General features: G+C 54.1%; 13 protein-coding genes and 1 pseudogene. 9 read left to right on the top strand and 5 right to left on the bottom strand.

Going from position 1 to position 15,661, the window contains the following annotated elements:
- Window positions 1-5 precede the first annotated feature (5 nt).
- From ACM6IO_RS05555 to ACM6IO_RS05570, 4 genes are all read left to right on the top strand, one after another.
- The gene (locus ACM6IO_RS05555) at window positions 6-494 is read left to right on the top strand and encodes a helix-turn-helix domain-containing protein (RefSeq protein ID WP_414911106.1); all 489 of its coding nucleotides are present in this window, start codon (window positions 6-8) and stop codon (window positions 492-494) included.
- A gap of 590 nt (window positions 495-1,084) precedes the next feature.
- Window positions 1,085-2,368 (top strand): dsDNA nuclease domain-containing protein, encoded by a 1,284-nt coding sequence (locus tag ACM6IO_RS05560; RefSeq protein WP_414911107.1) that lies wholly within the window; start codon window positions 1,085-1,087, stop codon window positions 2,366-2,368.
- Between the two features lie 8 nt (window positions 2,369-2,376).
- Window positions 2,377-2,742 carry a Hachiman antiphage defense system protein HamA gene (locus ACM6IO_RS05565; RefSeq protein ID WP_414911108.1) on the top strand — a complete coding sequence of 122 codons (366 nt, stop codon included), beginning with the start codon at window positions 2,377-2,379 and terminating at the stop codon, window positions 2,740-2,742.
- Entirely contained in the window at window positions 2,739-4,874 is a 2,136-nt protein-coding gene (locus tag ACM6IO_RS05570; protein WP_414911109.1) for a DEAD/DEAH box helicase, read from the top strand. The genes ACM6IO_RS05565 and ACM6IO_RS05570 overlap by 4 nt, the downstream gene beginning before the upstream one ends.
- A 46-nt stretch (window positions 4,875-4,920) precedes the next feature.
- On the opposite strand, the gene ACM6IO_RS05575 is transcribed toward ACM6IO_RS05570, so the two are convergent.
- Window positions 4,921-6,462, bottom strand: coding sequence for a phosphoenolpyruvate carboxykinase (locus tag ACM6IO_RS05575; protein ID WP_008025058.1), 1,542 nt, complete (start codon window positions 6,460-6,462; stop codon window positions 4,921-4,923).
- A 179-nt stretch (window positions 6,463-6,641) separates the two neighbouring features.
- Complete coding sequence (hslO, locus tag ACM6IO_RS05580) at window positions 6,642-7,544, bottom strand: Hsp33 family molecular chaperone HslO (RefSeq protein WP_414911110.1); 903 nt, start codon at window positions 7,542-7,544, stop codon at window positions 6,642-6,644.
- Window positions 7,545-7,647: 103 nt separating this feature from the next.
- On the opposite strand from hslO, the pseudogene ACM6IO_RS05585 reads away from it, so the two are divergent.
- Window positions 7,648-7,888: pseudogene (locus ACM6IO_RS05585) on the top strand (phosphoesterase); the annotation flags it as partial.
- Between the two features lie 161 nt (window positions 7,889-8,049).
- Here the strand turns inward: ACM6IO_RS05585 and ACM6IO_RS05590 are convergent.
- Complete coding sequence (locus ACM6IO_RS05590; RefSeq protein WP_008025063.1) at window positions 8,050-8,457, bottom strand: RNA-binding S4 domain-containing protein; 408 nt, start codon at window positions 8,455-8,457, stop codon at window positions 8,050-8,052.
- A 247-nt stretch (window positions 8,458-8,704) separates the two neighbouring features.
- Here ACM6IO_RS05590 and ACM6IO_RS05595 point away from each other — a divergent pair, with 247 nt between their 5' ends.
- Both ACM6IO_RS05595 and rimK read left to right on the top strand, forming a co-directional pair.
- Entirely contained in the window at window positions 8,705-9,151 is a 447-nt protein-coding gene (locus tag ACM6IO_RS05595) for an ATP-dependent zinc protease (RefSeq protein WP_177318178.1), read from the top strand.
- Entirely contained in the window at window positions 9,148-10,053 is a 906-nt protein-coding gene (rimK, locus tag ACM6IO_RS05600) for a 30S ribosomal protein S6--L-glutamate ligase (RefSeq protein ID WP_007949201.1), read from the top strand. The genes ACM6IO_RS05595 and rimK overlap by 4 nt, the downstream gene beginning before the upstream one ends.
- 142 nt (window positions 10,054-10,195) lie before the next feature.
- Here rimK and ACM6IO_RS05605 read toward each other — a convergent pair whose 3' ends face one another.
- Window positions 10,196-11,509, bottom strand: coding sequence for an ATP-binding protein (locus tag ACM6IO_RS05605; RefSeq protein ID WP_192226739.1), 1,314 nt, complete (start codon window positions 11,507-11,509; stop codon window positions 10,196-10,198).
- Window positions 11,510-11,612: 103 nt separating this feature from the next.
- Window positions 11,613-12,353 carry a two-component system response regulator OmpR gene (gene ompR / locus ACM6IO_RS05610; protein ID WP_008032260.1) on the bottom strand — a complete coding sequence of 247 codons (741 nt, stop codon included), beginning with the start codon at window positions 12,351-12,353 and terminating at the stop codon, window positions 11,613-11,615.
- 360 nt (window positions 12,354-12,713) lie between these two features.
- Between ompR and ACM6IO_RS05615 the strand changes: the two genes are divergently transcribed.
- Both ACM6IO_RS05615 and ACM6IO_RS05620 read left to right on the top strand, forming a co-directional pair.
- On the top strand, window positions 12,714-15,038 hold the full coding sequence (locus ACM6IO_RS05615; RefSeq protein WP_414911111.1) for a Tex family protein: 2,325 nt from the start codon (window positions 12,714-12,716) through the stop codon (window positions 15,036-15,038).
- Window positions 15,038-15,421 (top strand): PaaI family thioesterase, encoded by a 384-nt coding sequence (locus ACM6IO_RS05620; protein ID WP_008019061.1) that lies wholly within the window; start codon window positions 15,038-15,040, stop codon window positions 15,419-15,421. The genes ACM6IO_RS05615 and ACM6IO_RS05620 overlap by 1 nt, the downstream gene beginning before the upstream one ends.
- Window positions 15,422-15,661 lie beyond the last annotated feature (240 nt).

A 15,661-nucleotide genomic window follows, 5' to 3' on the forward strand; every position in this document is an offset into this window, starting at 1 on the left:
GCTCCATGGCTAGAAAAACAGCGCCACTTCTTCCGCGTATTGCACGACTGCTTACCGACCTCGGTGAACGCCTCAAACTGGCTCGTTTGCGTAGACGGCTTACGGCTAAACAAGTGGCTGAGCGGGCCGGGATGTCAGTCATGACATTGCGCTCTCTCGAGTGTGGTGGTGCGGGAGTGACGATGGGTGCTTATCTGTCCGTGATGCATGTATTAGGTCTGGAGCAGGACTTGAACAAGGTCGGCTCTACTGATGACATGGGACGTCAACTGCAGGACGCTCAACTAACCCGCACCTCGAGTCCAAAGGCTAAAAAAACCGGGCGTAAACTGAATTTGAGCGCCACTAAAGCAAGCGAACCAACTGGCTCGAGGACAGAGTGCGTCATTAGAAAGCCGAGTCTGAGCACGAGCATCATTCAATCCTTTCCCATCAATACCCACTCGTTATCCGAGCTATTGGTGAGGAAAAAGAAGACCGAGCCCAACACATAACGAGCAAAATATTCGCATGAGCATGGTGCTAACGCTGCAGAACCGCTCGCCGACACCTACGACCCCTATCGCTACTTCCAGTCGGAAGCTCCTTTAGCATTCTCCCACCACACCAAAAACTGGTAAAAATGCCGCCACCCTCGCCCCCCGAATGGAAGCATTTAGTCCGGCGCTATTTTTTCCTAGTTATGCCCAACCAAAACTGAAAATTTTTCTTGTAGGCACGTTCAAATGGTTGATATCCAAGGTGCCCCCTTGAAATTTCGCTAAACCCCTGGACCTCTTATGGCGCGAGTGCATCCATCTTTTGCGACTAAAGTCCTAGCATAAAAATTAGCTCAATGCTGGCAACTTGCCTTTATGCAGTCTATTCTGCCAATTATCTTCATTCGAAAATCATGCGAGCAGCATGAGCGATTCACTAGCTATAACCAAGGAAGGAAATGATGTGGACATCCGCGACAGCTTGAAGCATAACCCGGTAATTTCAGGTCCATATACTGAAAATATAGGCCGCTTGAAACTACTGATAGTTAATATAAAAAATACCGATACAGCATTAACTATAGTCGCAACCTAAAGGCAAAAATATGTCATCGTCCAACCAAATGACAGCGAGCGACTCCGGTGGAGTTGGAGCAAAATCAGGCTTTTTATACCAAGATTACGCGGCAGCGCTTTATCTGCTAAAAATGCTCAGAGATAAAAGGCTAAAAGCAGTAAGATTCGAAGTAACAGATGATATAGACCTAGTCTATGATGAGTACATCGAATACGTACAAGTTAAAACTACCGATAAAGACTCTAAATGGACAATTACTGAATTCTACGAAACCACTCCACTAAAAAAAGGTAGTAGCAGAGGAACTCCAAAGCCACAGGATTCAATACTGCATAAATCTTTGGGGGGCGATAACACCCCTACAATTCCTGCGCGCTTTAGAATTCTTACTCCTAGAGCAGTCAATGCAGGCTTGATATATCTTACTATCCTTCCTCATAAAAGGGCAGATAAAGAAGGCCGAGAAAAACTAATAAACTCCTTCTCTAAAAAATTAGGCACTTTCACATCACCAAATGGAAACAATGCTGAATACTGGGTAGACAATGCGGTATGGGAAGTAATTCCTTCACTTCATGAAATCCAACTGGAAGCAGAAAGCGCTATTAACAAAGCATCTATTGACGAAGGAATTTATTTAAACCCCGAATCAGACGTAAGCAGCATTCTTAATGACATACTTTGTACAGTAACAAAGAAGAGTGCAATTTCAAGAAAAATAAATACAGCGACTGACAAATCGTATCTTCGTGAAGATTTTCTTGAATGGTTCCATAACGAAATAAATAATATCAATAATAAATCACACCTTCATAAAAAAATATATCGCACGGAAGATCTTTCACCGATACTGCTTGAACTTGTTAAATTAAACGATCTCCAAGAGACCAAAAAACTTGGCAACGGATATTACCAAGGCTACCAGCGGGGCAAATATCGATATAGTTATATTGCGGAAAAATTCAAGGTATGGCTCCCAGAAATATTATTAAGACCAAATGAGCTGGCGGACATAAATGGGCTGAATCTTGATGCGAAATTTGTATCACTTGCAAGTCGAATAGAGCAAAACTGCGAAAACATCGATAGTCTTGCAGGCCAACTTCTATTACATTCAATTATTCGCCATCAAACCAAGAGCCAGCCTATACCAGCAATATTGTATATCGACGGAACATCAGATCTGAAATTTTTTGAGAATGTCCACATCATAAGGCACCTTCATAAGCCAGATGAACTATGGATGGGATTTAGCTGCCTAGTCCCCGATACCGACATCACAAACTCAATAAAAAAATATGCGACGACTTAGATCTACTTTTGTCCGAAGGATTCGACAAAAGCCGAGAAAAGATTCTTGAAGTCAAGCAAGATAACTACATAATAAAGCACGACATCAATAAACTTTTAGATTCGAGTATTCCCTTTAGCGAAATTTCGGACCGATTCCGATTTTTAATTTTTCTAGGATATAACTCAGATCATTTAACCGAAGACGAAGAGCAAGACTACAAGAACAATATAACCCTTGAATCTAAGAAGCATTTTTCAACATTACTCTCGAGCATTGTAAAATTCGACCCCTACTTTGACCAGCTGAACATCAGTATTTATCTGTATCCATCACCATGTATCAACACAATGCTTAGCAGGATCAAGGACGAACTACTGGTAAACATACGATGAAAACTATAAGCGCACCTGAACTTTTCAACACCAAGGAATTATCCCCTTTTAATTATTTAAAAAAAGCGAATGCTTTCCTTTCCAACCCTGTTCAAGAAAAGTACGGTAGAGAACTTATAATTAGAGCCTTGGCCGAAAAAAGGCGATTCTCAAGTTGCGAGCAACTACTTCGCGACTTAGTAAGGAAATCAGGGCTATTTCCTTATCTTAACAGCGAGTTCTCCAAACACACACTCGAAGAAAACTTCATTCTTGATGTATATAAAACAAATATTGATACCGATTTTATCTTTCACGCTGCCCAGTTCAAAATTTATAACTTACTAACTCAAGGACACAACGTAGTTTTGAGTGCTCCGACTAGCATGGGAAAAAGTGCGATAGTCGACTCTCTCATTGCGAGTAAAAAATTCAATAAAATTGTCTTGGTAGTTCCAACAATTGCTTTAATTGACGAAACCAGGCGTCGAATAGCGAAACGTTTCGCAAAAACATACCAAATAATCCATCACAATACTCAAGAACAGCATAAAGAAAATTCGATATATATTCTTACTCAGGAACGAGTAAATGAGCGCACCGATATTGAGAATGTGGACATATTCATTATTGATGAGTTTTATAAGCTAGCGGTCAGAAATGATGATGAAGAGCGCGTTACTTCACTAAATATAGCACTTAGCAAACTCATCTCCAATTCAAAGCAATTTTACATGATTGGCCCAAATATAGACGAGATTCGAGGGCTTTCAAATATATCAAAAGGCTATTACTTTATCCCGTCGGAGTTTAACACTGTAGCGCTAAACGTCTTTGAGTATAATATCGCTCCAGACTCAACCGAAGAAAAAAATGCACAACTACTAAAAATCCTAAAAGAACACAATGGCCAAACCATTATCTATTGCAAGTCTCCGAAATCAGCTGGAAAAGTAGCGAAGGCGCTGTTAAAAATACTACCGAAAAGTGACACATCTACAGACTATTCTGATTGGGTGGATGAAAACTACGATCCTGACTGGGATTATGCTTCATCATTAAAACAAGGGATTGGAATTCACCACGGAGCTCTCCCGCGAGCTATTCAGCAGCGTACCGTCGATCTATTTAATACACAAAAACTAAAAATACTAATTTGTACCTCAACCATAATCGAGGGTGTAAATACAGTCGCGAAAAACGTTGTCATCTACGACAATCGTAATGGTAACAATAAAATCGACCGCTTTACTCATAACAATATAAAAGGTCGCGCAGGCCGGATGAATGTTCACTTCATTGGAAATGTATTTTGCTTGGAGCGTATTCCCAAGGAAGAAGTAGAAACTCGAGTAGTAGATATACCTTTGGGCCTTCAAGATACAAGCACACCTCTCAATCTGCTCGCAGGCGTTCAAAATGAGCATGTAACAGAAGACTCAAAAGAACGTCTAGATCAACATATGAACTCAAGCCTACTCAGCAGAGATTTCATAAAAAAACATTGTAATATAAACTCCTTAGATCTTGAAATAGCTTATAAAGCCATCAACTCGCTGAGTACAAACGAACTTAGAACAATGTGCTTCAAGCGAAACGTCGAACAAAAAGCAATGTACGTTATAATTGACATACTCTGCCTTCTTTATTCAAAGTCTTTGAGACACATCGGGCTTAGCACAGACAAACAAATGCTAAGCGGGTTACTTTATTCATATATATTGGCGGGTACGCATCAGAAATATATGCGTAAGCAATTGGAATGGATAAAGAAAAATCATCAAAGTCGAGAGTCTCGCTCGGAGGCAATAGATAAAGAGCTTAAAATTGTGAGAAGCTTATATGGGTATACCCTACCCAAGGTACTATTCCTAACTCAAGACTTAGTAAATCTTGTCGCAAAATCAAAAAAAATAAACGAAGAAGCTGATTATTCAGCAATTGCCTCTACGTTCGAAAATCGACACTTGCCTGCGAATTTTTCTGCCATTGAAGAAATGGGAGTTCCTATTCAAACACTTGAAAAATTAGTTACAGATAAACTTTCAAACTGCAGCTTAGATACTCTCGCCAGATTTATACGACTTCACTTCAGAAACAGCAAAAAACTTACAGACATTGAAAAAACTTTTATTAGAAATTCTCTAGTATAAAAAAGCCGCCCCAAAGGGCGGCTTTTTCATTACATCAAACCAACTCTTACAATTTCGGCCCAGCAGCCTTGATCGCGTCGCTCACTTCGAACTTCTTGAAGTTCTCAACGAACAACCCGGCCAGTGCTTTAGCCGCTTCATCGTAAGCAGCCTTGTCAGCCCAGGTGTTACGTGGGTTCAACAGGCCAGTTTCAACGCCCGGTACGGCCAGTGGCACGTCGAGGTTGATGGTGTCGAGGTGTTCGGTTTCAGCACCGATCAACGCGCCGCTCTGGATCGCTGCGATCACGCCGCGAGTAGTCGGGATGTTGAAGCGTTTGCCGACGCCGTAGCCGCCGCCGGTCCAGCCGGTGTTGACCAGGTAAACCTTGGAGCCGAAGCCGCGGATGCGCTTGATCAGCAGTTCTGCGTACTCGCCGGCCGGACGCGGGAAGAACGGTGCGCCGAAGCAGGTGGAGAAGGTCGACTTGATGCCGCTGCCGGAACCCATTTCGGTCGAGCCCACCAGTGCGGTGTAGCCGGACAGGAAGTGGTAGGCCGCTTGTTCTTCGCTGAGGATCGACACTGGTGGCAGTACGCCGGTCAGGTCGCAGGTCAGGAAGATCACAGCGTTTGGCTCGCCACCGAGGTTTTTCTCGGAACGCTTGGCAACGTGCTCCAGCGGGTAGGCGGCGCGGCTGTTCTGGGTCAGGCTGACATCGGCGTAGTCGGCGTGCTTGGCGTCGTCGATCACGACGTTTTCCAGGACTGCGCCGTGCTTGATGGCTTTCCAGATGACCGGCTCGTTCTTCTCGGACAGGTCGATGCACTTGGCATAGCAACCGCCTTCGATGTTGAAGACAACGCCTTCGCCCCAGCCGTGTTCGTCGTCACCGATCAGGTAACGGCTTTCGTCGGCCGACAGGGTGGTTTTACCGGTGCCGGACAGGCCGAAGAACAGGGTCACGTCGCCCGCTTCGCCGATGTTGGCGGCGCAGTGCATCGGCAGTACGTCAGCGGCCGGCAGCAGGAAGTTCTGCACCGAGAACATGGCTTTCTTCATTTCACCGGCGTAACGCATGCCGGCGATCAGCACTTTCTTCTGTGCGAAGTTGATGATCACGCAACCGTCGGAGTTGGTGCCGTCACGCTCTGGCACGCACTCGAAGTTGGCAACGTTGAGCACTTGCCACTCAGCACGACCCGCCGGGTTGTACTGGGCCGGGTTGATGAACAGGCAACGACCGAACAGGTTCTGCCAGGCAGTCTGGGTGGTCATCTTCACGGCCAGGTAGTGATCTTCGGCCGCGCCTACATGCACGTGGGAAACGAAATGATCTTGCGCGTTGTTGAAGGCCTCGACGCGAGCCCACAGGGCATCGAACTTGTCGGCCGGGAACTTGCGGTTGATCGGGCCCCAGGCGATAGCGGCCTGGGTGGTCGGCTCTTCAACGATGAAACGATCGACTGGCGAGCGACCGGTACGGTGACCGGTGCGAACAACCAGCGCGCCGGTATCGGCAAGCTCGCCTTCACCGCGATTCAGGGCTTCTTTAACCAGATCATCAACACTCAGATCGGTGTACACGGCGTTATTGGCTTGCGTCATGAGGTTCCCCGTCGGCCAGTGGCCGAGTGCTCCAAACGTTTTGTAGTAGAAAGTCGTGCACTACTACCGCGAAAAAAGTGGGCCGGATTATGCCAGAAACGCCCAAAAAAAGTAGGGCCCTCCCGTCGTAACGGCGTTATTCCGGCACTTTCCAGTGAATTTACCTGCGCTGAACCGTTTTAGTGACGGGTATCTGACGGCGTCTCGACGCCCGCACCGGCGAATAATTGAACGATATCGGCGGCGTCGAACAGGTAACGTTCATTGCAGAACTGGCAGTCGACCTCGATGTTGCCACCGTGTTCGACGACCAGGCTCTGCGCATCTTCCAGACCCAAACTGACCAGAGCATTGGCAGAACGTTCGCGCGAGCAGCTGCAACGGAAGCGCAATTTCTGCACATCGAACAGCCGGACTTGCTCTTCGTGGTAGAGACGATGGAGCACGGTTTCGTTGTCCAGACCGAGCAATTCATCGGCGGTCAGGGTACTGCCCAACGCGGTGATGTGCTGCCAGCTGGCGGCGCGTTCTTCTTCGTCTTTCAGGCGGTCGGCGGGCAGTTGCTGCAGCAACAGGCCGCGGGCGCGACGGCCATCGGCGTACAGCCAGAAACGTGTGCCCACCTGTTGCGACATCACGAAGTAGTTAGTGAAGCACTCCGACAGGGTTTCGCCATCCAGGTCGACGATGCCCTGATAACGCTGGCCCACGGTCGGGTCGACGGTCAGCGCCAATACGCCGTTGGGCATCAGGTCGGCGAGGGTGGCGTCGGGGGCGATCTGGTCGGCCTCGTAACGGGCCAGACCACGGATGTCACGTTCGCTGGAGCATTCGATCATCAGCAACGGGATCGGGCCGTCGGACCGCGCCTGAAGAATCAGCAGACCATCAAACTTCAAGGTGCCGACCAGCAACGACGCGGCGGCCATCAGTTCGCCAAGCAGTTGCGCGACCGGCTCCGGATACGGGTGTTTGGCAAGGACCTCGGCGTAGCTGCGCTCCAACGAAACCAGCTCGCCGCGGGTGTCGCTGTCATCGAAGATGAAGCGTTGGGTGTAGTCGGTATCCGGTAGATCGGTCATAGGTCTGGGTATCTGAAGTAAATGATAAAAAGGTTACAAACGAGAAAATCGCGCCTCTGTAGCACCGTTTTGGTGCGCACTGTTCAGCCAAGGGAGGCATTTTATGAACAATCCGGTTTTGTTCCAAGCAAGGTGGAACGTCTGCCGGTGGCGCTGTGCAATTTCGTGCCGCGGGTGCTGCTGGCCTTCTGGTTATGGCCTACAGGTCAGAGGCTGTGTGTGATTTTCGACGAGTGGCTTTCCATCCACTCGATTCGCCGGTGGCGATTCTCCCGATATGGCTGCGCATTCGGGTAATTGCAAGTCTGCGTTCGTTCGATGCGGTGGTCTGGGGGATACTGCTGGTCGGATAAGTGTGGTGCGTAGTGCCTGAATCCGGGGATGGCTGGCGAGTGCTGCGCACTCGATCGCGAGCAGGCTCGCTCCCACATTGAAATGCGTATTCCTTGTGGGAGCGAGGCTTGCCCGCGAAGACGTCAGCCCAGACAACGCAGAAGCAACAGCCTCACTCGTCGTTGCTGCTCCCACGAAATTTAAACAGATCCCGCCGCTGCTTCTTGCTCGGCTTGCCGTCGGTGCTCACGCCCAGCGAGCCCGCCTTGCGCATCGCCGCAGCCGCTTCGCGCTTGGCGATGCTGGCTTCGGTTTCGGCGTACAAGGTCTGAGCTTCCGGCGCACCACGGCGCACGATCGATAACGCCTGGACCACCACCGTACGCTCCTCGAACCCTGCGCGAATCTGAAACTCGTCGCCGATCCGCGGCTCTTTGCCCGGCTTGCAACGCTCACCCCGGCAATGCACCTTGCCACTTTCAATCGCCGCTTTCGCCAAGGCACGTGTTTTATAAAAACGCGCGGCCCACAACCACTTATCGAGACGGACCTTGTCGTCCTCTTCGCTTTTTTGTGCCATGGAATTTCCTCATTCTGAAATATTGGTGAACTGTACTACCGTTTCTGTCGTGCCAGGATTTCCACCGACCCGTACTACAATGCGCACGCCACACCTCGCTTGCAGGGGTGGAATTCCGGGCTGTAGATATCTGTCGCCTTTTAACCATTATTCTGCGTGAATACCGCGAATCCGGCCGCGTGCGGCCCCAGCGGTATCCACCGGTTGAGTACCTTTGAAGACATTTGACCATTTGACCGTTGTCGGTCTGCGCGAGTGGGTGGCGCTCCCGGGTTTGGGAGTTGCGGGCCTGCGGGCAAAAATCGACACCGGTGCCAGCACCTCCAGCCTGCATGCCACTGACATCGAGCCGTTCGAGCGCGACGGCGAACAGTGGGTGCGCTTCACCGCGCACCTGGGCACGGTAGTGCAGTTGCGACACCGACGCTGTGAAGCACCGCTGGTGACGATGAAATCCATCAAGAGCTCCAACGGCCAGGCGCAGAAGCGTTACGTGGTCAGCACCACCCTGGCCCTCGGTGATCGGGTCTGGCCCGTCGAGTTCACCCTCGCCTGCCGCAAGTCCATGCGTTATCGCCTGCTACTCGGTTCCAAAGCCCTGATCGACGGCCAACTGGTGGTCAATCCGGGCATTAAGTATGTACAAGACAAGCCGGTGTTCCCGGTATCTACCTCCTCCACAGGTGTTGCATGAAGATCGCTGTGCTGTCGCGGAACCCGCGTCTGTATTCCACTCGTCGTCTGGTCGAAGCCGGTACCGAGCGTGGCCATGAAATGGTGGTGATCGACACCCTGCGCGCCTACATGAACATTGCCAGCCACAAACCGCAGATCCACTACCGCGGCAAGCCGCTGGAAGGTTTCGACGCGGTGATCCCGAGGATCGGTGCATCGGTAACGTTCTATGGCTGCGCGGTACTGCGTCAGTTTGAAATGATGGGGGTGTTCCCGCTTAACGAATCGGTGGCCATTGCCCGCTCGCGGGACAAACTGCGTTCGCTGCAATTGCTCTCGCGCCGCGGGATCGGTTTGCCGGTCACCGGGTTTGCCCACTCCCCGGATGACATTCCCGACCTGATCGACATGGTCAACGGCGCGCCGCTGGTGATCAAAGTGCTGGAAGGCACCCAGGGCATCGGCGTGGTGCTGTGCGAAACCGCAACGGCGGCGGAATCGGTGATCGAGGCGTTCATGGGCCTCAAGCAGAACATCATGGTTCAGGAATACATCAAGGAAGCCGGCGGTGCGGACATTCGCTGCTTCGTGGTCGGCGACAAGGTGATTGCGGCGATGAAGCGTCAGGCCAAGCCTGGGGAGTTTCGCTCCAACCTGCATCGCGGTGGCAGCGCCAGCCTGATCAAGATCACGCCGGAAGAACGCATGACTGCATTACGCGCCGCGAAGGTGATGGGACTGGCGGTGGCGGGTGTGGATATTCTGCGTTCGAATCACGGGCCGTTGGTGATGGAAGTGAATTCATCGCCGGGGCTGGAGGGGATTGAAACCACCACCGGGAAGAATGTGGCGGGGATCATCATTGAGCATCTTGAGAAGAATGGTGGGCCGAATATGACTCGGACCAAAGGTAAGGGCTGATTCTGAATATGTGGCGGCAGTGATGCCGCCTTCGCGGGCAAGCCTCGCTCCTACATGGATTTGTGATCACTGTAGGAGCGAGCGGTGCGACGATTCGACTTGCCCGCGAAGAGGCCATCAGCCCCACTGAAGATTTCAGTTGTTAAACCGCATCCCGAGGCAACATCAATCCAAGCGGTAACCGAACCCGCGCTTCCAGCCCACCGCCAGTACGATTGCGCAACTCAACATTCCCGCCATGCATCGAAGCAATCCGCTTCACGATCGCCAACCCCAACCCGGTTCCTTTGCCACCGCGAGCACGATCCCCACGGGTAAACGGGTTGAAGATCGCCTCCAGCTCCGACGGATCAATCCCCGCCCCACGGTCCATGACGCTCAGCACCACATACGGGGCGCTGACATCCCCGGACACATAAGCCGCCACCTCAACACCGCTGCCAGCGTGATGCAGCGCATTGCCGATCAGGTTGTTCAGCAACCGTTTCATGGACACGCGACGCAGCGGAAACGGCTGAATCGGCTCCAGACGCAAGCGTACTTTCTCTTCATTCTGGTTAAACGGCGCGGCGACTTCGCGGACCAGATCGCTCAAGTCCACCTCTTCCACCGATTCATCACGGCCATCGCGGATGAACGCGAGGAACTGGTCGAGAATCGCGTCCATGTCCTCGATGTCGCGGACCATGTCGTCCGTCAGGTCGCTGTGGTCACCCATCAGTTCCAGTGACAAGCGCAAACGAGTCAGCGGTGTTCGCAGGTCATGGGACACCCCGGCCAGCATCAGCTCACGCTCGCGGCCAGCCTGTTCGACGTCTTCGGCCATCTGGTTGAACGCGCGGTACACCTCGGTCATCTCGCTCGGTGTGTCGCTGATCGGCAAACGTACGCTGCGGCCCTGGCCAAGTTGGCGGGCGGCATAGACCAGGCGCTTCAACGGTTGATTGAGCTGACTGACGAAGATCCACGCCGAGGCGGTGGACAGCAAGCCAATGGCAAGGAACCAGCCGAGCACGTTCCAGATTTTCTGGCCGCGCAAAGGATGCGGATACAGCGGCACTTTCAGCCAGCCATCGCCCAGGCTCGGCGCCCGGACCCACAGCGCCGGCGGCGAGTGCATGCGTAATCGCACCTCGGTGTCGGCGCCGAGTTCGGCCTGCATCTGCCGCTGATAAATCTCGCTGTAAGGCCAGTGTTGCTCGCCTTCCGGCACGCCAGTGCCCACCACCCGGATCAGGGTCGCGGCTTCGGCAATCTTGTCGCGATTGTTTTCATCGGCCGCCCAATAGGCGCGCAGCGTCAGGGCGACGCCGTGGCTGTATTGACGATCCACCAGCACGTCTTCGTTCATCAACAGATAAACCAGGGTCAGCGCCTTGGAAAACAGGACGACAATCAGCACCAGCCACAGGGTGCGGGAGAAGAAACTCTGGGGGAACCAAACCGGGGTTTTCATGAATAACCGCTACACACTTGCAGGAGCGAGCGATGCTCGCATATTGCGGATCGCGAGTCTGCGGACAACATCATCCGCACGACCCGCTCCTACAAATCGCCGATCACTTGGTGGCGGCGCCATCCGGAACGAACACGTAGCCCACGCCCCAGACAGTCTGGATGTAACGCGGCTTGGACGGATCAGGCTCGATCATCCGGCGCAGACGGGAAATCTGCACGTCGATGGAACGCTCCAGGGCATCCCACTCGCGGCCACGGGCCAGGTTCATCAGCTTGTCGCGGGTCAGTGGCTGACGCGCGTTCATGACCAGGGCCTTGAGTACCGCGAACTCACCGGTGGTGAGCATGTGCACCTCATCACCGCGTTTCAGTTCGCGGGTCGCCAGCGACAGTTCGTAGTCACCGAAGGTCACGCTTTCGTCTTCGCTGCCCGGCGCACCCGGCACCGGCGCCGACTGGCGACGCAGGACCGCTTTGACGCGAGCCATCAGCTCATCCGGGTTGAACGGCTTGGCCAGGTAATCGTCGGCGCCCAGTTCCAGGCCCTTGATGCGGCTCAGCTCGTCGCCCTTGGCGGTGAGCATGATGATCGGAATCTGATTGTTCGCGCCGCGCAGGCGGCGGCAGGCGGTCAGACCGTCTTCGCCGGGCAGCATCAGGTCGAGGACGACCAGGTTGAACACTTCACGCGCCAGCAGGCGGTCCATTTGTTCGGTGTTCGGTACGGCGCGGGCGCGGTAGCCCTTGCTGACGAAAAAGCGTTCCAGCAGGCTGCTGAGCCCCGGATCGTCGTCAACGATAAGAATTTTTTCGCCTTCAGCAATGTTTGCAGTGCTGCTCATTGGATGCTCCTTTGATCTCGGCGCGCATTATGGCGTAGCTGCCGTTATACGCACCGTGTGCATTGTTAGCAGATTTTTCCTTCACCGCCAGAAATCCGGGCATTGTGCCTACAGCCTGTGATGCCCCCGAATGACAGAACGCTGGTTATAATGCGCGGCCTTTTGTGTCAGGCAACGTCTGATCGTTACCGTCGCGGCGGCTTTTTATTTTCATCGCCACGGCAGTAATTGTTCGATTTCACGGGTCAACGGGATGCCTGTTGATCCAGGTAGCGGCGCAGGCCAGGCCGCTCAACCAGACTCGCCGAGCCTTTATCCCCGCGCCCGCGAGCCTGCTTTCACAATTTGTCAGGTGGTTTTATGGACAGCATCAACAGCCGCATCGCCGAGGAACTCGGCGTACGCCCACAACAGGTCGAAGCGGCCGTCGCGCTACTCGATGAAGGCTCTACCGTTCCCTTCATCGCCCGTTACCGGAAAGAAGTGACCGGCAGCCTCGATGACATCCAGTTGCGTCATCTGGAGGAGCGTCTGCGCTACCTGCGAGAACTCGACGAACGGCGCATCAGCATCCTCGCCAGCATCCAGGAGCAGGGCAAACTGACCCCGCAGCTGGAGCGCGACATCAAGCTCGCCGACACCAAGACCCGCCTCGAAGACTTGTACCTGCCGTACAAGCAGAAGCGCCGCACCAAGGGCCAGATCGCCCTGGAAGCCGGCCTCGGCGAGCTGGCCGACGGCCTGTTCAACGATCCCTCGCTGACCCCGGACACCGAAGCCGCACGCTTCATCAACGCCGAAAAAGGCGTGGCCGATGTGAAGGCGGCCCTCGAAGGCGCCAAGTACATCCTCATGGAGCGCTTCGCCGAAGACGCTGGCCTGCTGGACAAGCTGCGCAACTACTTGAAGCAGGAAGCCACCCTCAGTGCCCGCGTGATCGCCGGCAAGGAAGAGGAAGGCGCCAAGTTCCGCGACTATTTCGAACACGACGAACCGCTGAAAAGCATGCCGTCGCACCGCGCGCTGGCGATTTTCCGTGGCCGCAACGAAGGCATTCTCAGCTCCGCGCTGAAAGTCGGCGACGAACTGCCGGGCACCATGCACCCGTGCGAAGGCATGATCGGTCAGCAGTTCGGCATCCAGAACCAGAACCGCGCTGCCGACAAATGGCTGGGCGAAGTGGTGCGCTGGACCTGGAAGGTCAAGCTCTACACCCACCTCGAAACCGACCTGCTGGGTGAACTGCGCGATGGCGCGGAAACCGAAGCGATCAACGTGTTCGCGCACAACCTGCACGACCTGCTGCTGTCGGCTCCGGCCGGCCCGCGTGCCACCCTGGGCCTCGACCCGGGCCTGCGCACCGGTTGCAAGGTCGCCGTGGTCGATGCCACTGGCAAGCTGCTGGATCACGCCACGGTTTACCCGCACGTGCCGCACAACAAGTGGGATCAGACCCTGGCGATTCTCGCGGCCCTGTGCGCCAAGCACTCGGTGGACCTGATCGCCATCGGCAACGGCACCGCCAGCCGCGAAACCGACAAGCTGGCTGCTGAGCTGATCAAAAAATACCCAGCCATGAAGATGACCAAAGTCATGGTCTCCGAAGCCGGTGCATCGGTTTACTCGGCGTCGGAACTGGCCTCCAAGGAATTCCCGGACCTCGACGTGTCGATCCGTGGCGCGGTGTCCATCGCCCGTCGCTTGCAGGATCCGCTGGCCGAACTGGTGAAAATCGATCCGAAATCCATCGGCGTCGGCCAGTACCAGCACGACGTGTCGCAACTGAAACTGGCGCGCGGCCTGGACGCTGTGGTCGAGGACTGCGTGAACGCCGTCGGCGTCGACGTGAACACCGCTTCCGTGGCGCTGCTGGCCCGTATCTCTGGCCTCAACGCGACCCTGGCGCAGAACATCGTCAGCCACCGTGACGAGCACGGCGCGTTCAAGACCCGCGCAGCGTTGAAGAAAGTGGCGCGTCTGGGCGAAAAAACCTTCGAACAGGCGGCCGGTTTCCTACGCGTGATGAACGGCGACAACCCGCTGGATTCGTCTGCGGTTCACCCGGAAGCCTATCCGCTGGTGCAACGCATCGCCGCTGAAACCGACCGCGACATTCGCTCGCTGATCGGCGACGCGAGCTTCCTCAAGCGTCTTGATCCGAAGAAGTACACCGACGAAACCTTCGGTCTGCCGACGGTCACCGACATCCTGCAAGAGCTGGAAAAACCTGGCCGCGACCCGCGTCCTGAGTTCAAGACCGCCGAGTTCCAGGAAGGCGTCGAAGACCTCAAGGACCTGCAACTGGGCATGATCCTCGAAGGCGTCGTGACCAACGTGACCAACTTCGGTGCGTTCGTCGATATCGGCGTGCATCAGGACGGTTTGGTGCACATCTCTGCGCTTTCGGAGAAGTTCATCAAGGACCCGCGTGAAGCGGTGAAGGCCGGTGACGTAGTGAAAGTGAAGGTCATGGAAGTCGATATCCCGCGTAAACGCGTCGGTCTGTCGATGCGCATGAGCGACACCCCGGGCGAGAAAATCGACGGTGCCCGTGGTGCGCGTCCGGGGTCGGCACCGCGCCAGTCCCAGAACACTGCACCGCGCAAGGAAACCACGGCGGCGGCCCCGTCCAACAACGCCATGGCTTCGTTGTTCGCTAACGCCAAGCAGTTGAAGAAACGCTGATGGAAATCCCGGCCGGGCTGACCGAAAGCGCGTTTTTCAAGCTGCTGGGCTGTCGCTTGCACAGCCTGGAAACCGGGGTGGCGCAAGTCGCCCTGGCGCTGGAACCCGAACTGCGCAATCGCGGCGGCAAGTTGCACGGCGGGGCCCTGTTCAGCCTGGTGGACATTGCCATGGGGCTGGCCTGTTCCAGCACCCACGGCTTTGACCAGCAGAGCGCGACCATCGAGTGCAAGATCAACTACATCCGCGCCGTTTCCGACGGTGAGGTGATGTGCACGGCGCGGGTGATCCACCCGGGCCGCCGCACGCTGGTGGTCGAAGCCGACGTGATGCAGGGCGACAAACTCGTCGCAAAAGCACAAGGCACGTTCGCAGTCCTGTAGCTAGCCGTCATCGATTTGAGGTAATTTCGGCGCTGAGACCATAGCGTCGAAGTTCCCTGTGGGAGCGGGCTTGCTCGCGAAAGCGGAGTGTCAGACGACTTCAATGTTGCCTGATACACCGCTTTCGCGAGCAAGCCCGCTCCCACAAGGGATTGCGGCGATCAAACCTTGGCCGGCTGACAACAGCCCCGAGGGGTTCCCAAACCAGGCGAAAACGCCAGTTTCAACTTCACCCTTGTA

Source organism: Pseudomonas sp. IT-P44 (assembly GCF_949768225.1).
GTDB lineage: Bacteria > Pseudomonadota > Gammaproteobacteria > Pseudomonadales > Pseudomonadaceae > Aquipseudomonas > Aquipseudomonas migulae.